Origin of the sequence: Kribbella kalugense (assembly GCF_004365875.1) — a bacterium.
Taxonomy (GTDB): domain Bacteria; phylum Actinomycetota; class Actinomycetes; order Propionibacteriales; family Kribbellaceae; genus Kribbella; species Kribbella kalugense.
The window spans coordinates 1141919-1158367 of record NZ_SODF01000003.1; the positions used below are offsets into that span (position 1 = coordinate 1141919).

At 67.6% G+C, this 16449-nt stretch carries 14 protein-coding genes; 7 read left to right on the top strand and 7 right to left on the bottom strand.

The window, feature by feature from the left end; genetic code table 11:
• Positions 1-11: 11 nt before the first annotated feature.
• On the bottom strand, positions 12-1076 hold the full coding sequence (locus tag EV650_RS36965; protein WP_134123780.1) for a sialidase family protein: 1065 nt from the start codon (positions 1074-1076) through the stop codon (positions 12-14).
• Between the two features lie 47 nt (positions 1077-1123).
• Between EV650_RS36965 and EV650_RS36970 the strand changes: the two genes are divergently transcribed.
• The 5 genes from EV650_RS36970 to EV650_RS36990 all read left to right on the top strand — a co-directional run bounded on the left by EV650_RS36970 (position 1124) and on the right by EV650_RS36990 (position 7568).
• Positions 1124-2746, top strand: a complete 1623-nt coding sequence (locus tag EV650_RS36970; RefSeq protein WP_134123781.1) for an extracellular solute-binding protein — start codon at positions 1124-1126, stop codon at positions 2744-2746.
• Entirely contained in the window at positions 2747-3691 is a 945-nt protein-coding gene (locus EV650_RS36975) for an ABC transporter permease (protein WP_134123782.1), read from the top strand.
• A complete protein-coding gene (locus tag EV650_RS36980) occupies positions 3688-4608 on the top strand; it encodes a carbohydrate ABC transporter permease (protein WP_134123783.1) in 921 nt (306 codons plus the stop codon). Before EV650_RS36975 ends, EV650_RS36980 begins: the two co-directional genes overlap by 4 nt.
• A 100-nt stretch (positions 4609-4708) precedes the next feature.
• Positions 4709-5497: a phosphatase PAP2 family protein gene (locus EV650_RS36985; protein ID WP_134123784.1), complete on the top strand. Its 789-nt coding sequence runs from the start codon at positions 4709-4711 to the stop codon at positions 5495-5497.
• 37 nt (positions 5498-5534) lie between these two features.
• Positions 5535-7568 (top strand): HelD family protein, encoded by a 2034-nt coding sequence (locus EV650_RS36990; protein ID WP_134123785.1) that lies wholly within the window; start codon positions 5535-5537, stop codon positions 7566-7568.
• Here the strand turns inward: EV650_RS36990 and EV650_RS36995 are convergent.
• The 3 genes from EV650_RS36995 to EV650_RS37005 are packed head-to-tail and all read right to left on the bottom strand — an operon-like array spanning position 7536 to position 11195.
• The gene (locus EV650_RS36995) at positions 7536-8951 is read right to left on the bottom strand and encodes a hypothetical protein (protein ID WP_134123786.1); all 1416 of its coding nucleotides are present in this window, start codon (positions 8949-8951) and stop codon (positions 7536-7538) included. The genes EV650_RS36990 and EV650_RS36995 overlap by 33 nt on opposite strands.
• Positions 8948-9961: a hypothetical protein gene (locus EV650_RS37000; protein WP_134123787.1), complete on the bottom strand. Its 1014-nt coding sequence runs from the start codon at positions 9959-9961 to the stop codon at positions 8948-8950. The genes EV650_RS36995 and EV650_RS37000 overlap by 4 nt, the downstream gene beginning before the upstream one ends.
• A gap of 31 nt (positions 9962-9992) precedes the next feature.
• The gene (locus EV650_RS37005) at positions 9993-11195 is read right to left on the bottom strand and encodes an MFS transporter (protein WP_134123788.1); all 1203 of its coding nucleotides are present in this window, start codon (positions 11193-11195) and stop codon (positions 9993-9995) included.
• A gap of 88 nt (positions 11196-11283) precedes the next feature.
• On the opposite strand from EV650_RS37005, the gene EV650_RS37010 reads away from it, so the two are divergent.
• On the top strand, positions 11284-11595 hold the full coding sequence (locus EV650_RS37010; protein ID WP_134123789.1) for an ArsR/SmtB family transcription factor: 312 nt from the start codon (positions 11284-11286) through the stop codon (positions 11593-11595).
• A 67-nt stretch (positions 11596-11662) separates the two neighbouring features.
• Positions 11663-13909, top strand: a complete 2247-nt coding sequence (locus EV650_RS37015) for an outer membrane protein assembly factor BamB family protein (RefSeq protein ID WP_134123790.1) — start codon at positions 11663-11665, stop codon at positions 13907-13909.
• A 1-nt stretch (position 13910) separates the two neighbouring features.
• Here EV650_RS37015 and EV650_RS37020 read toward each other — a convergent pair whose 3' ends face one another.
• The 3 genes from EV650_RS37020 to EV650_RS37030 form a co-directional block, all read right to left on the bottom strand.
• Complete coding sequence (locus tag EV650_RS37020; RefSeq protein ID WP_166678401.1) at positions 13911-14732, bottom strand: class I SAM-dependent methyltransferase; 822 nt, start codon at positions 14730-14732, stop codon at positions 13911-13913.
• Entirely contained in the window at positions 14729-15352 is a 624-nt protein-coding gene (locus tag EV650_RS37025; protein WP_134123792.1) for a TetR family transcriptional regulator, read from the bottom strand. The genes EV650_RS37020 and EV650_RS37025 overlap by 4 nt, the downstream gene beginning before the upstream one ends.
• A 65-nt stretch (positions 15353-15417) precedes the next feature.
• Positions 15418-16326 carry a Gfo/Idh/MocA family protein gene (locus EV650_RS37030; RefSeq protein ID WP_238174721.1) on the bottom strand — a complete coding sequence of 303 codons (909 nt, stop codon included), beginning with the start codon at positions 16324-16326 and terminating at the stop codon, positions 15418-15420.
• Positions 16327-16449: the final 123 nt, after the last annotated feature.

The following is a 16449-nucleotide window of genomic DNA, read 5'->3' on the forward strand; positions in this document are numbered from 1 at the left end:
GTCTCCCAACCTCAAAGGGCGAATGTGGCAAAGCGCAACGTCGCGAACGAGGACGTCTCACCGGCCTCGTAGAAGATGCCGACCGAACCGTCGGCCAGCAGCACCAGATCGGAGTAGCCGGCCATGGCCTCGTGCACGACCAGCGCCGACTTCCAAGACACACCTGAGTCCTCACTGACAAAGACGGTCAGCTCTCGGCGCGAAGACGGGTTCACCGGTGTCGACAGCAGCAGCCGTCCGTCCGGCAGGCACAGCACGCTGCCCTGGATACCGGGCGCGGTGATCTCGGGAATCCCGGCGTACGGCGCATCGAGCGTCTGACCGCTGTCGGACGACCAGGCGTGCACTCGGGCTGGTCCGGTGCCCTGGTGGTTGCGGGCGTTGAAGTAGAGCCGCCCGTCGGGCAACTCGGCCACAGTGGTCTCGTTGGCGTTGATCTCCGCGCCGTCGTTGCGATCGACGAAGCCGACCGACCAGGTGACACCACCGTCGTCACTGACGATGCAATGCCCGCCGTTCAACCGGACCAGGTCGTCAACGGGCTCCGACGGCACATACGAGTGGTTCGCCGGTACGACGAGACGCCCCGAGCGCAGCGTGATCCCGTGGCATGGCCCGGTCGCGTACCAGCCCCAGTCCTTCGGCTTCACCTGCGACGTGATCTCGACCGTCGGACTCCAGGTCGCGCCGTCGTCGGACGACCGCTGCACGAACACCCGCCGGCCGGACTCAGGATCGGTACCGCGGGCCAGCGACATCTCCACCGCGTCCGCACCGTTCTCCACCGTGACCAGCACGAAGTCCCCGCTCACCGGGTCGAACAGCGGCACCGGGTTCCCACAGGTCTTTCCGGCCTGAGCCGACACCACCTGCAGTGGCAGCCAGGTCTGTCCGCCGTCCAGCGAGCGCCGCAGGACGATCTCGATCTCCCCCGCGTCACCGGACCCGTGCAGCCGTCCCTCACAGAACGCCAGCACCAGCGAACCCTGCGCCAGGACGGACGGGATCCGGAACGTGTGATAGCCGCTCCCAGCAGGGTCGAAGACGATTTCCGCCACGCCGACTCTTGAAGACATAGGACGTACTATGTCATGGTGTGGCCCTCCGATGGAAGTGAGGCCTCATGCCAGTCAGCAGAAGAAGATTCCTCGGCGGTGGTCTGGCCGCCGCCGCTGTCGCGGTCACCGGTACGCCGCTGCTGGCGGGGTGCGCGTCGGACAAAAAGACCTCCGCCGCGGCCAACGCGGCGGTCAAGCTGCCGACGTACACCAGGTACGGCGGCGTCAAGCCGGACCTGCCCGGCACCGACGTGGTGCTGGACGGATTCCTGAAGTACCCGGCCAGCCCGGTGAAGGCGATTGCCGAGATTCCTGGTGACGGCAAGCCGATCACGTTCATGACGAACATCCCCGGGGCGATCCCGCCCGCGGTCGACAAGAACCAGTTCTGGCAGGAGCTGAACAAGCGGCTCGGGTCCGAGCTGCAGATCAGCATGGCGTCGAACGACGAGTACGACGACAAGTTCGCCACCCGGGTGGCCGGCGGCGACCTGCCCGACATCATGAACATCCCGCCGTCGACCCCGCAGATCCCCGGCCTGCTCAAGGCCAAGGCGACGGACCTGACCGAGCACCTGTCCGGTGACGCGGTGAACAAGTACCCGTTCCTGGCCAACATCCCGACCATCTACTGGAAGGGCTGCGTCTTCAACGGCGCGATCTACGGCGTACCGGTGCCGCGCGGCATGTCACGCACGTCGCTGCCGCTGTACCGGACCGACCTGCTCGCGGCCAAGGGCATCAAGAACCCGGCGCCGAAGAGCTTCGAGGAGTTCTTCGACATCTGCAAGGAGATGACCGCGGCGAAGGACAACCGCTGGTCGTGGACCCGGGTCCCGACGTCGTACATCCGGATGATGCTCGGCCTTCCGAACAACTGGAAGGAGGAGGGCGGCAAGTTCACCTCCGTGTACGAGGCGGACGGCAACGAGGACGCACTCGAGGCGTCGCGCAAGATGGTCGCCGCCGGGGTCATCAACCCGGACACGTTCAGTGCCAAGGCGGCCGCCCGCAAGCAGTGGTTCAACGGCGGCACCGCGGCGTTCGACTACGACAGCACGGTGGCCTGGAACCAGTACTACTCCGACAACACCGCGGGCGATGCGTTCGGCGTCGACATGCTCGACGTACCGGGCTTCACCAGCGGCGCGGGCAAGGTGTGGATGGGCGCGGCGCTGAACAACGTCACCGCGTTCAACAAGTCCAGCAAGCACTCGGTCGAGACGCTGCTGAAGGTGGCCAACTGGATGGCGGCGCCGTTCGGCACCGAGGAGTACCTGTTCCGCAAGTACGGCGTAGTCGGCCGGCACTACAACCTGGTCGGAACCGACCCGGTGCCGACCAAGACCGGCATCGTCGAGACCGGCATCGGGCTGCAGTACATCGCGGACTCGGCGCTGGCGCTGTACTGGGCCGGCAAGCCCGACGTACCGCAGAAACAGCACGCGATCGAGTCGAAGATCGCGGACCGGATGGTGTACGACGCGTCGTACGGCCTGTACTCCGAGACGAGCTCGAAGAAGTGGGGTCAGCTGACCGGCGTCCTGACCGACCTCGAGAACCAGATCGTGCAGGGCAAGAAGCCGGTCTCGGACTGGGCGCCGGCGGTCAAGACCTTCCTGTCGTCGGGCGGCGAGAAGATCCGCGGCGAACTGCAGGACGCCTTCACCGCGGCGGGCGGGAAGTAGATGCTGCAACGATCCTCGAAGCATCCGCAGCAGCAGCTGAGCCTAGGCCGGCGGCTGCTGCGGGATCGGGTGCTGCTGCTGTTCGCGCTGCCTGGGGTCGGGCTGATCATCGCGTTCCACTACGTGCCGTTGCTCGGCAACGTGATCGCGTTCAAGGACTACCAGCCGTTCCTCGGGATCGGCGGCAGCGACTGGTCGGGCTGGGAGAACTTCAGCGTGATCTTCAACGGCGACCCGGCGTTCCTGCGGGCGTTGAAGAACACGCTGATCCTGACCTGCCTGCAGTCGGTCTTCGTGTTCCCGGCGCCGATCGTGCTGGCCCTGCTGCTGAACTCGCTGTTCTCGGAGCGGATCAAGCGGATCGCACAGAGCATCCTCTACCTGCCGCACTTCATGTCCTGGGTGATCGTCGTCGCGCTGTTCCAGCAGATGCTCGGCGGCAACGGGCTGCTGAACAACTACCTGCGGTCGCACGACCTGGCCACGATCAACATCGTCGGGAACTCGGAGCTGTTCCACGTCCTGCTGACCTCGCAGATCATCTGGAAGGACACCGGCTGGGCGACGATCCTGTTCCTGGCCGCGCTGTCCCAGATCGACTCGCAGTTGTACGAAGCAGCGAGCGTGGACGGCGCCAACCGGATGAAACAGCTCTGGCACGTCACGCTGCCCGGACTGCGCGGGATCATCATCCTGCTCTTCATCCTGCGGCTCGGTGACTCGCTGACCGTCGGTTTCGAGCAGATCATCCTGCAGCAACAGGCGGTCGGCCGAGACGTCAGCGAAGTACTGGACACGTACGTCTACAACAACGGTGTGCTCGGTGGCGCCTGGGGTGTGGCGGCCGCGGTCGGCCTGGTGAAGGGCATCGTCGGCGTCATCCTCGTGCTGACCGCGAACAAGGTCGCGCACATCTTCGGTGAGCAAGGGGTGTATCAAAAATGACGCAGGCCGTCGTGTCCCGTCCGACCGCACCGGCTCGGAAGATCGTGCAGGGCGTGCCGATGCCGTCCTGGCCGATGCGGATCTTCAAAGGCCTCGTACTGCTGGTCTTCTGCGCGGTCGTGATCATCCCGTTCGTCGGTGTGATCTCGACCAGCGTCGCGCCGAACAAGCAGATCAACGAGTCCGGCGGGCTGGTGCTGCTGCCGAAGTCGGTCAACTTCGCGGCGTACCAGTCGTTGTTCTCCGGCGGCGTGGTCACGCAGGCGCTGTTCGTCAGTATCTTCGTCACGGTCGTCGGCACGCTGCTCAGCCTGACCGTGTCGTGTCTGCTCGCCTACGCGTTGTCGCGGCCCGGGTTCGCGGCCGGGCGACCGATCCTGCTCGTGGTCCTGTTCAGCATGCTGTTCTCGCCCGGCATCATTCCGACGTACCTGACCGTCAAGGGCGTCGGGCTGCTGGACAGCATCTGGGCGCTGATCGTGCCGACGATGATCAGCGCGTTCAACGTCGTCGTACTGCGGGCGTTCTTCATGAACCTGCCGAACGAGATCACCGAGAGCGCCCGGATCGACGGCGCCAGTGAGTTGAAGACGTTCGTGTTCATCGTGCTGCCGCTGTCAAAGGCGGTGCTGTCGGTGATCGGCCTGTTCTACGCGGTCGCGTACTGGAACGCGTTCTTCTCCGCGCTGCTCTACCTGAACGACTCCAAGCTCTGGCCGTTGCAGCTGGTACTGCGGACTTACGTCATCAACGACACCCAGCTGGGCAGCGCCGAACTGGGCACCGAACTGCTGCCACCGCAGGCGTCGATCCAGATGGCGATCCTGGTCGTCTCGATCGTGCCGATCCTGATCATCTACCCGTTCCTGCAGCGGCACTTCGCCAAGGGCGTTCTCACCGGAGCCGTCAAGGGCTGATCACAGCTCCGTCTCAAAGCCCCTTTCGGGGGTTGCCCAGGGCAACGCCAGGGTTGCGCCTGGGCAAACCCTGTGGGAACGGCAGGTACCGTCGAACGGTATGGGGATACAGGCGCTGGAGCCGCTGGGGCAGGGTGGGGAAGAGCAGCAACGACGGGCTCAAGTCTTCTGGAGAGTGGTACGGGAAGCAGTCCTGTTGGCCACCCTGTTCGGTGTCTACAGTGCGGGCCGGCAGATCGCGGCCCGGCACACCGGGTCGGCGTTCGACCACGCTCACGAGGTGCTGTCGTTCCAGAACTGGCTGCACCTGCCGAACGAGGCCACGCTGCAGCACTGGGCGCTGCAGTTCCCCCACCTGATCCAGGGCGCCAACCTGTACTACGCGAGCGTGCATGCTCCGCTGACTGCCGCCGTACTGCTCTGGCTGAGCATCTGGCGGCCGAAGGCGTACTCACATGTCAGGTGGACGATGGTGTCACTGACCGGACTGGCGCTCATCGGTCACATCGCGTTCCCGTTGGCGCCGCCGCGGATGATGCCGGGCTTCGTCGACACCGGACTGCGGTTCGGTCAGTCGGTGTACGGTCCGGACCACTCCGGTGGGCCGGTGAACCAGTTCGCTGCGATGCCGAGTCTGCACGTCGGCTGGGCGACGCTGATCGCGCTGTCGATGATCTTGATCACCCGGTCGCGCTGGCGCTGGCTGTGGCTGCTGCACCCGATCATCACGTTCACCGTGGTCGTGGTGACCGGTAACCACTACTGGCTGGACGGCATCGTCGCGCTTCTCCTCCTGGCAGCCAGCCTGCCGCTCCTGCTCCGCCCCGGACTGCACGCCGACAAGCCGCGGACCCGTAATTCAGTTCCGCCGCACAGGGTGCTCAAGTAACGTAGCTGGGCTCCCCCCTGCTGCCGGAGGTTTACGCATGCCCCCCGATACGTCCGACACCCTCCAGGCCGAGAAGGACTACCTGAAGACCTCCCGCTCCGCTCTCGCGGTGATGCGGGAGAAGACCGGCGCGCTGGAGGTCCACAGCGCGGATCGGGTCAACCAGGAGTACCTGATGGCCGCCATCTTCCGGCGGATGAAGGAACTGGAGGACGACCCGGACGTCCCGCTGTTCTTCGGGCGGCTGGACTACATCGAGCCGACCGACGAGACGTTCCACATCGGCCGCCGGCACGTGAACGACGCACTCGGCGAGCCGCTGGTCGTGGACTGGCGGGCCGACATCTCGGTGCCGTTCTACCGGGCCAGCAAGACCGAGCCGATGGGCGTGGGGGTACGCCGGCGGTTCGGGTTCACGCATGGCGAGATGACTGCGTTCGAGGACGAGGACCTCACCTCCGACGCGGCGCCGGACCAGCACAGCGACATCCTCGACGCGGAGATCGAGCGGCCGCGTTCGGGCCCGATGCGCGACATCGTGGCGACCATCCAGCCAGAGCAGGACGTGATCGTCCGGGCCGGCGTCGATGAGACCATTTGTGTGCAGGGAGCGCCCGGCACCGGCAAGACCGCGGTCGGCCTGCACAGGGCGGCGTACCTGCTCTATGCGTACCGGGACCAGCTGAGCCGGGCCGGTGTGCTCGTGGTCGGCCCGAACGCGAGCTTCCTGCGCTACATCGGCGACGTACTGCCCGCACTGGGCGAGATCGAGGCCAAGCAGACCACCGTCGAGGAGCTGGTCGGGCGAGTGAAGATCGCCGGCCCGGGGCCGGCGCTGGTCGACGTGCTCAAGGGCGACGCCCGGATGGCCGAAGTACTGCACCGGGCTGTCTGGTCGCACGTCACGCTGCCCGCGGAGGCACTAGTAGTGCCTCGTGGAGCGCACCGCTGGCGAGTGGCGACGTACCAGGCCGAGGAGCTCGTCACCGAGCTGCGCACCCGCGGCATCCGGTACGGCGCTGGTCGGGCGATGCTGCCGCAACGACTGGCCCACGCCGTACTGCTGCGGATGGAGGCGGCCGGCGACTCACCCGACGACCGCGTGCAGGACTCGGTCGCGCGCAGCCGCCCGGTGAAGCAGTACGCCGACCTGCTCTGGCCGGCTGTGGACCCGGCGAAGCTGCTCTTCCGGCTCTTCACCGATCCGGAGCTGCTGGCAGAGCACGCCGACGGCATCCTCACTCCGGACGAGCAGGCGATGCTGATCTGGGACAAGCCGCCCCGATCGGCCGGAGCGGCCAAGTGGTCCGTCGCCGACGCCACTCTGATCGACGAGATCGCCGACCTGGTCGACCGGACGCCGTCACTCGGCCACGTGGTGCTGGACGAGGCACAGGACCTGTCCGCCATGCAGCTGCGCGCTGTGGGCCGACGCTGCTCGACCGGCTCGATGACTGTGCTCGGTGACATCGCCCAGGGCACCACACCGTGGGCCACGCCGTCGTGGGACGAGGCCCTGAAGCACCTGGGCAAGACCGGCGCCCACACCGAGGAGCTGACCGCCGGCTTCCGCGTCCCCGGCCAGGTGATCGAGTACGCCGCCCGCCTCCTCCCGCAGATCGCTCCCCACCTCAAGCCCCCGACAGCGGTACGACGGGCGCGCGGTGAGCTCACCATCTCCCGCGGACCGGACAGCCTCGCCGCCGCGATGACCACCGTCCGCGAGGTGTCGGAGCGCCTTGGCTCGATCGGCCTGATCGTCCCCGACGCTCTGGTCACCGCGACCCGGAAAGCCTTGCAGAGTGAGGGAGTCCTCTTCTCCGTGCTCGGCGACGAGGACGACGTGGACGCCCACCTGGACGTCGTACCGGCGTCGCTTGCCAAGGGTCTCGAGTTCGACCACGTGGTGCTGGTCGAGCCGGCCGGCATCGTGGCGGGTGAGGCCGACGAGCGGACCGGACTCCGCCGGCTCTACGTCTGCCTGACCCGTGCGGTCACCTCGCTGGCCATCCTGCACAGCGAGGACCTGCCCGACGTACTAGAAGCCGCGGGAGCCGCCGGAGCGGCGTGACGACCGCCGCGACGAGCCGCCACCGCTGGAGCGGGTCCGCGACGACCAACTCGACCGCCGCCGCGAACCACCGCTGTACCAGCCGTCGTCGTCACTAGACCCGGTTGCAGCCGACGCGGCCGCGTCGCCCAAGGCACTGCCCACGTTGGAACCGAACCGACCGAAGCGCGCTCCCGGGCGGCTGTAGCGCCAGCGGGCGCGCATCGCCTCACCCTTGCGGCGGAAGTCTGAGTCCGGGAACCACCACTGGCTGCCGTCGCCCCGCGACCAGTAGCCGTCGACGTACGCGCCCAGCTCCTCGGCGTACTCCCAGTACGGCCGCTCGATCTGCCAGCCCTTCACCATCCGGATCTCGGGCTTCTCGCCGGCCTCGTCGCGCTGCTTGCACGCCGCGCACACGTCGACCGCCCGCTCAGCCCCGTCCTCGGGCTTCCACTGAACCTGAGCCACGCTGGGCCCGTGCCGCGGATCGAAGAAGCAGGGCGCCTTCGGCTCCGGGATCGGCTTGCCTGCACGCACTGCGTCCAGACACTGAAGGCCGTAGCGAGCAGAGCCGAGGAGGGTCGTCACGGATTGGACGTCCTTGTCGCTCTCGGCCTCGTCGAGCCGGTGTCGCGCCTTCTCGACCGTGTCGAGTACATCCTTGGACAGCTTGGACTGCTGCGGGTCGGAGGTCGTCGGCAGAGCTGAGACCTGCTGGGAGAGCGCGATGATCTCCTCGTTGAGCAGCGGCCTGGTGACGGACAGGTGTGCCTTCTCGTCCCGTCGCCGTTGCCTCCGCGCGCCCAGTGCGGTCACGCCGTACCAGAGCCCGATCACTCCGGCCAGGCCGCCGGCCCACGGCGCCGCGTCCACGTAGAAAGGCTTGTTCACCACCTGGGCGCGCTGGATGAACCGTTCGAGCATCGGCTGGTAGTCCGGCGCACAGCAGTCGACAGCCTGGTCCACCGCGTCGCCCACGTAGTACGTCGGCCCGTGGTCGGCCCGCTGTACGGCGTGGAACCCGCGTCCAGCGCCTTCCGAGCCCGCGTCGACCAGTACGCCGTACACGCCCTCGACGCCGACGCGGTCGTACAGCTGGTCGGCGATCTCCTCACCCTCCCAGGCGAGGCTCACGTAGTAGTCGCTGTCCGACGTGTTGATCTTGGCGGCCGGGATGACTGCGATCCGGATCGGTGCGGCTGCGCTCTTCGCGGCGGCATCGAGCTCGACGACCTCGCTGGCGGTCAGCTCTTTCACGTCCGGGTCGACCCAGACACCGGCGTCGCCCAGGTGGCTGGCGACCGTATTCATGTACGCATCGGGGTCCGTCGCCGCGTGGGCAGGCAATGTGGGCAAGGCCCAGAGCGTGATGATGGCGAGCGCGCCGAGCAGACGTTTCATCGTGATTCTCCCGAGAGGCGGTCGCGGCAGGCACTACAGACCGGGACTTCCCGCGGCCGGCCGCCGGGTGGCGTGTACATCCAGTCGGTCACGGACGTGCCGTGACTGGGGTCGAAGAAGCAGGCGGCTCGGCGCGCTGGCGCGGGTGTTCCGGCGACCTTCGCCTGCGCACAGGCCAGTCGCCAGCGTCCGTACTCGACCGTGGCACGGACTTCGCGCAGCTTGTCGTCGTCCGGTTCACCGTCGACCACGCGACCGGCATCGGCGTACGCGTCCATCGCTGCCTGCACGTCAGTCCCGGTGCCAGTGATGTCATGGCCATCCAGACGCACGTCCGCGGCATCCAGTTCCTCACCGAACCGAGTGACATCCTCGCGCGCTGCGGCCCGCCGCTCGTCCAGCGTGTCCACCTCATCCGGCAGGACCTCGTACGACGGCCGGTAGAGCGCAGGTCCTTCGTCCTTGCCCGGACGCGACTTCCACCAACGCAGCGCGAGCCCACCGGCCAGCAGGACCACCAGCACGATCAACGCAGGCCAGAGCCAACCAGGCGGACCGCTGGACGCCTTCGGTACGTCGAGTTGGTCCAGCACACCGTTGAGCGTTCCGACCGGGTCGGAGCGACTGTGCTTGCCCAGCTCATCAGTGAGGATCTGCGCGATCGGAGTGTCGACCCCGACCGCACTCCCCCAGCTGATCGCACCACCGAACACGACCAGGTAGATGCCGTCCGCCTGCTGACGATCCACCAGTTGGTCGACGTACGTATGCGCCGCTGCACTCTGGTCACCGGCTTGGAGTACGGCGACGGGCACGACCGCGATGCGAATCGCCGGGTCGTGCCCGTTCACCCGTTCCGCCAGCTTGGCCGCGTCCTTGTCCGACACGAGTGACCGCTGTGCCGGATCGACGTACACCGGTGAGGTCTTCCAGCCGTCGACCACTGCCGCCGGATCGCTGGAGCCCGTCAGGGTGGAGGCGAGCAACAGCACACCGGCAAGCAGACGCATGGGCAGAAGCCTGCCCTACCGCAGGTTCTCCTCAGTCAGCTGCGGCTGTGATGTAGATGTCCTCGTCGCGCTCGAGCTCCTCGACCCGCTGGAGAACGGAGTCACGCCACAGCGCGTAGACCAGGCCGAGCACCACCAGCGACAACGCACTCGCCAGCACCGGCAGGTAGCCGACGCCAAGCGACTGGATGACCAGTCCGCCGACCACGGCCGACAGTCCGGCGCCCAGGTAGATCGCGGAGGCGTTGAGCGAGATGAGCAGCCCACCACCGAGCTCGAGCAACAGGTTCTGGATCGGTGGGTTGAAGGACCAGGTCAGCAGGCCCCACACGAACAGTGCGGCACCGGCGCCCACCCCGGTCGTCAGGGTGACGTCGAGTGTGGCGAGGACAGCGGTGATACCGATCATCAGAACGGCCAGGGTGCGCAGGCTTCCGAATCGGTCCGTGACTCGTCCGCCGAGGAAGTTGCCGATGACCGCACCCACGCCGTACAGCAGGAGCAGCAGGCTGGTGACGTTGCCGGTCAGGCCGGCGGTGTGCTTCAGCAACGGAACGATGTAGATGTACACGCTGAACGCGGCGAGCACTGCGAGGACCGTGATCGCCAGGATGATCTGCACCCGTCGGTCGGTCACACCGGCGAAGCGTTCGCGCAGACTGACCACTGGCGGCGCGTCGATCGTGGGCAGCGCCGCCCGCTCGGCGATCGCGACCAGTACGGCGACCGCGGTGATGAGTGCGAAGACACCCTTGTAGCCAAGATTCGGACCGAGCAGCGTGCCGGCAGGTACGCCGAGCACCAGAGCGAACGTCAGACCGCCGAACACGATGGCGACTGCCCTACCTCGTTCTTCCGGTCGCATCAGGCTGGTGGCGAACAGCGTGGCCGCCGGGGTGTACATGGCCGCACCGAGCGCGGCGACGACCCGTCCGGCGATCAGGATCGGGTAGTTGACGGCCAGCGCGGCGATCAGGTTGCCGAGCGCGGCCAGGACCAGTGCGGCGATCAGGAGGGTACGGCGCTCCCACCGGCCGGTCAGGGTGGACAGGATCGGCGCACCGATCGCGTAGGACAGGGAGAACGCGGTGGCTAGCTGGCCCGCGGCGGTCAGCGAGACGTGCAGCTCGGAGCTGACGTCGGGGAGCACACCGGACACGACGTACGCGCTGGTGCCGACCGCGAACGCACCGGCGCCGAGCAGGTAGACCGTGCCCTTACTGCGTGCGGACATCGAGGACCTTCCGGACGAGGTTCAGTAGTTCGACGGCTATCGTACTACGAAGTTCATCGAACTTCGACAGGCGTCGTAGTATGGACACATGGCCACCAAAGTCCTCCCGCAGCCCGAGCGGGCCGAGATCCGGGTTGAGTCGGTTCTCCAGGCGTTGGGCGAGCCGGTCCGGCTGACAATCGTCCGCGCGCTGGCCGACAACCCGGCCGGCGTCTGCTGCGGCGACATCGAGCTTCCCGTCACCGCTTCCACCCGCGCCCACCACCTGCGCATCCTGCGCGAAGCGGGCGTCCTGTCCACCCACACCGACGGCACCCGCCGGATCAGCATCCTCCGCCGCGAAGACCTCGAGGACCTCTACCCCGGCCTGCTCACAGGGATCCTGTCGGCGAAGCAGTAGGCAACCGCAAGGTGCCGGTGGGGTGATCGTGGGGTGGTTGTAGAGGTGCGGCTGGCAGACTGAAGCGGTGGTGGAGCTGCGGGCGCGATGGGATGACCTGGTGCCCGGGTCTGCCTCGCTCGCCGACGAACTGGTCGCCCGGTACGTCGAACGCACCCGCCGCGCGTACCGCGACCACTACCTCGGCATCGTCCTGACGGCGCTGGACTCGCTCATCCAGCTCTCCACCGACCCGACCAGCGTCCGGCTCGCAGCGTGGTTCCACCGCGCGGTCCACGAGCCTGGTGGCAGTCCAGCCGAGGACGCCGAGGCTTCAGCCCGGCTGGCCGAGCACCTCCTCCCGCAGTACGGCGTACCTGCCATCCGCATCGCCGAGGTGGCCAGACTGATCCGTCTGACCGGTGACCTCGCCGCACCACCGCCGGACGCCTACGCCCCACCCCGACGCGACGCGAACGGCGACGTACTGCTCGACGCCGTCAACGCGATCCTCGCCTCCGACCCCAGCAGGTACGTCGTCCACACCGCCGAGGTACGCCGCGACGCCGGCGACCGCAAGGCCGCACTCGAACTCCGGTACGACGAAGTGCGCGACCTGCTCGACGGCCATCTGTATCGCACCCAACTGGCCCGTCAACGGCTCGGACCGGTTGCCCGGGTCAACCTCGAGTCAGAGCTGGCCGGACTGGACAGCGAACTCCCAGCCCCGTGGCGAGGTTGGGAACAGGCCGCACTGACCGCCACTGCCACCTTCACGGCAATTGCTGCCGCCGTGGTTGCGATCGCTGCATCCGGTGCGTCCTGGGAGACCCCGGCAGCACAAGACGAAGCTGGCTGGCCACCTGTCGCACTAGCTGTCATTTCGTTCTTCAGCGCACCGATCCTGTTCCGCTGCGCCCGTAGCGCCAGTCAGCGTGCTCGCCTGATCGCAGGCACCGTTCTGGCCATCGCCGTGACCGGACTGCTCATTGCGTGGGCCCAAGTACCGACCACGAACGTTGCCGTTGGCGTCGGCCTCCGCGTGCCACTGGTGATCTCCGGACTGCTCCTGCTGTTGGTCGCTGGCGCTGCGGCCCTCGTGGCCTCACTACTTCGCACCAGGACTGCCCGGTTCCTCCCGGCGCGCAACCTCGGCCAGCAACTCGCCTGGCTCGCAGCACCGGCCGCAGTCGCCCTCATCCTCTTGCTGATCATCCAACCGCTGTCTCGTAGCTACGTGCTCGGCTCGAACGAGCGAGTCGAGGGAACACCGCGCGAGGCAGGCAAGGCTGTCCCGTCCGTCCTCGACGGCGGTGTCGCGTGGGTCAGCGACTCGGTCGTGGGCACCGGTGCCGAGGAAGCGATCGGTACCCGCTACGGCGTCGCGATCCCCCGGCCGAGCGGTGTGGTGGAGATGCTCGATGCGGCCACCGGCGCACTGCGCTGGCGCTACAGCCGATCGGACTCCGACGAGAAACCAGTCATCACGGCCACCGGCAACGGCGAGTACGTCCTGGCCCAGTTCTCCGATGTCGGCTACCTGCTGCTGGACGCGAACACCGGCAAGCGCAAGGCAGCCTGGCCCGGCCGGACGCGCGACCGCTACATCCAGCAGGCCCAACCTCTACTGACTGGCGAACGCTCCGGCAAGCTGCACGGCGTGGACCCGAGCGGCCACGAGCGTTGGACGTACGACTCCGGTGACTGCACCGACCTGGGCGCGATCGCCACTGCCGAGACCGTGGTCACGTTCGTCAGTCACACCTGCGACGAACGACCCGACGAGATGAGCGCACTGGACGTCCAGTCGGGCAAGAAGCTGTGGACCAAGACGTCGGACACGTACCGCCGACCGGTCGTGGTGGCCGGCCTGGTAGTCGTGGCCGAGCCCGGCGGCGACTCCGACGTACCGGCCGCGCTGACCGCGATCGAGCCGCGGACGGGTGACATCCGCTGGCGGTGGGAGGTGCCCAAGACCTGGGCGTGCCGCACGCTGCTCAACACGGCCGGGAAGTACCTGATCGTCGTCGACTGTCCGGGCCCGAGCAGCCTGGAGAACCAGAAGACGATCGTCACCGCCATCGACGCCAATACCGGTCTGACCGCTTGGCAGACTCAGGCACCGGTCAGCCCGCGGGTGAAGGTGACCGTGACAGCGGACGGCCGCGTCATCTCGCTCGGCCGCGGTTCGGCCGGCTGCATGGCGAACGTGATCAGCCAGGCCGGCTTCCGTCAGGTCCGGCTGCCTACCGGCATCTCCTGCAATCGCGATCCGCGAGCCGTCGGCAACCTAGTACTGACCTCGGGCTCGGACACGGTCATCGCCCTGCGCTGACTCAGAACCGGTAGTGCAGTACTACGTTCCCGCGCCGGGACAACGACTCGCTCGGTGCGGACAGCTTGTTGGCCCACCGCAGCCCGGCCGGGAACTGCTCCACCTCGGGCTCGCGGGTCATCAGGATCTCCTTCACCAGCTCGAGTTTCGGATTCCACTGCTCCGGTGTCCGCGGGTCGTCGAAGCCCTCGGACCGCATGATCTCCCGCACGGCCTTCCCGATCGGGAAGATCTTCGCCGCCTTCACCGCGAACGTCGAGTACCCATTGAACGCGATCTCGCCGCTCGGAAAGTGGTCGATGATCCGGTTCAGGATTGCGCTCCACTCTGCCAGCGGGAAGAACGCGAGCAGCCCGTCCGCGACGACGACCGCCGGCCGGTCCGACGGGATCGTGTCGAGCCAGCTCGGGTTGGCGAGGTCCGCGGCCAGGTCGTGCGCGCGCGGATGCACCGGGACCAGCTGCCCGCGCGCGGCGACGACCTCCGGGAAGTCGACGTCGTACCAGTCAGCCGTCGCCGGCAGCTCGATCCGGTGCGCGCGGGAGTCCAGTCCGGCGCCGAGGTCCAGCCCGATCGCGTCCGGGTGCCGGGAGACGAAGTCCTGGGAGATCTGGTCGAGCTTCAGGGCCCGGTGGGCGATGTAGATCGCGCTGCTCGGGCTGATCTTCAGCGAGCGGTAGTCGTAGTCGAGCGTCCGGACGATCTGGTCCGCGAGCTCGTCGCCCAGCAACGGGTGGTCCCGTCGGTTGTCGAGCGCCCGGCCGCACAGCGTCAGCCACAGGCTGTTCTCGAGTTGGTCGAACGCCGGAAGTGTGATCGTCACGATTGGCTCAGCTCCTCGTTCGCCGCGGTCGCCGTCCGCAGCGCGGTGTCGTCGGTGTAGAGGCCGTAGGTGTAGAGCTCGAGCGTCGGTACGGCGAGCCGTCGCAGTACTGCGGGACCGAACTCGTCCTGACCGAGCGCCCGCGCCAGCGCCGGCGGCATCGTCAACGTGGCGAGGCTGACGAGGACGTTCAGCACGGCCAGAGCCCGTCGGTCCGAGGACTCGCGCATGGCGCCGGCTGCCACGCCGGCCTGGTGCACCGCCTCCGCTTCACCGACGATGTGCTCCACGAAGGACTGCGCGGCCGGCGAATCCTCCGCCAGCGCCCGGTTCATGTACTGGATCTGGGACCGGTACCCGTCCGGGTCCGCGAGGTACTCACCGAGCAGATCGGACGTCCCCGCAGCCCGAGCCCGGCTGGTCAGCACTTCCAGCACGAACTCGTCGCAGACCGCGCGCAGCCCGTCCTTGCTGCCGAAGTGGTGGATGACCAGCGCGGCGCTGACCCCGGCGGCAGCGGCGATCGCGCGCACGTTCGTCTTCTGGAACCCGTCCCGGGCGAACAGCTCGATCGCCGCGTTCCGGATCCGGGCTGTCGCCGTGAGGTCCGCTGTACGCATGTTCAATAGACTAAACACATGTTCAGCGCATGGCAAGCAGAAGCCCACGCAAGCCAGCAACCGAGTTAGGACAGCTGTTGCTGCGCGGAGGCTAGTAGCTCGACGATGCGGGTGCCGTAGACGATGTCGGTCGGGTGGGACTCGCCTGACTCCGCTGCGACGACCAGCTCCTCCGCAGCGAGGCTGAGCGCGTCTGCGGCGAGGGTGGTGCGCGGCGGCAACAGCGTCGTACCTGACTCGCCCCAGACGGCGGTCTCGAAGCTGCTGCCGTCCGGTGGGGCAGACAGGGTGATGCTGACCGTGCTGGTCGCACCCGACTCGTGGGTGAGCACCATGTGGATCAGACCGTTCTCACCGCCGACAGCCGTGAGCTCCCCGATCGGACCGAGCATCGACGTCAGGTTGGACAGCGCATGCGGGCCGACATCCCAGAGCGACCCCCACTGCTCACGCCGCCAGACCGACTTGGCGTACCGGCCGCCTGGTGCGTCCAGCGAGGCGAGCATCCGGCTCCACCCGCCCTTCCACCCGCCGGTGGCCTCCAGTCCGGCGAAGAACTCCCGCATCGGCGGCTCGAACCGCTGGGTGAGGAACACCACCGACGCGATGCCCTCGGCCGCGACCTCGTCGGCCACCGCGCGGGCGTCATCCAGCGAGTCCGCGACCGGCTTGTCGAGCAGCAGATGCTTGCCCACGGCAGCGGCCTCCAGGGCCATCGTCGCCTGCACGTTCGGCGGTACGGCGAACGCCACCGCCTCGACGGACTCCAGTAACTCCGCGTAGTCGTCGTACCCCGGAACACCGAGTTCACCCGCGAGGACTGCGGTTTTCTCCGGATGCCGGCCCCAGACGCCGGCCAACTCGACCCCCTTGGCCGCCGCGAGCCCCGGACCGTGCGTCCGCGACGCCCACCCGCCCGTCCCGACCAGACCGAACCGCATGCCGTCCTCCCAAGCCGCAAGTGTGATCTGCACCGCAATCCCACCGGTGGAATTCGTTACCGGGCGTACCTGCCGAACCGGTCAGGTGACGAGCCGATATCGCTTTGGCCACGACCCTATCCGGGAACCCCGGATCGGTCGGTAGAGGCTCCTGCG

Coding starts and splice junctions, on each gene's coding strand:
- EV650_RS36965 (WP_134123780.1), bottom strand. CDS start 1,076: ATGTCTTCAAGAGTCGGCGTGGCGGAAATCGTCTTCGACCCTGCTGGG.
- EV650_RS36970 (WP_134123781.1), top strand. CDS start 1,124: ATGCCAGTCAGCAGAAGAAGATTCCTCGGCGGTGGTCTGGCCGCCGCC.
- EV650_RS36975 (WP_134123782.1), top strand. CDS start 2,747: ATGCTGCAACGATCCTCGAAGCATCCGCAGCAGCAGCTGAGCCTAGGC.
- EV650_RS36980 (WP_134123783.1), top strand. CDS start 3,688: ATGACGCAGGCCGTCGTGTCCCGTCCGACCGCACCGGCTCGGAAGATC.
- EV650_RS36985 (WP_134123784.1), top strand. CDS start 4,709: ATGGGGATACAGGCGCTGGAGCCGCTGGGGCAGGGTGGGGAAGAGCAG.
- EV650_RS36990 (WP_134123785.1), top strand. CDS start 5,535: ATGCCCCCCGATACGTCCGACACCCTCCAGGCCGAGAAGGACTACCTG.
- EV650_RS36995 (WP_134123786.1), bottom strand. CDS start 8,951: ATGAAACGTCTGCTCGGCGCGCTCGCCATCATCACGCTCTGGGCCTTG.
- EV650_RS37000 (WP_134123787.1), bottom strand. CDS start 9,961: ATGCGTCTGCTTGCCGGTGTGCTGTTGCTCGCCTCCACCCTGACGGGC.
- EV650_RS37005 (WP_134123788.1), bottom strand. CDS start 11,195: ATGTCCGCACGCAGTAAGGGCACGGTCTACCTGCTCGGCGCCGGTGCG.
- EV650_RS37010 (WP_134123789.1), top strand. CDS start 11,284: ATGGCCACCAAAGTCCTCCCGCAGCCCGAGCGGGCCGAGATCCGGGTT.
- EV650_RS37025 (WP_134123792.1), bottom strand. CDS start 15,352: ATGCGTACAGCGGACCTCACGGCGACAGCCCGGATCCGGAACGCGGCG.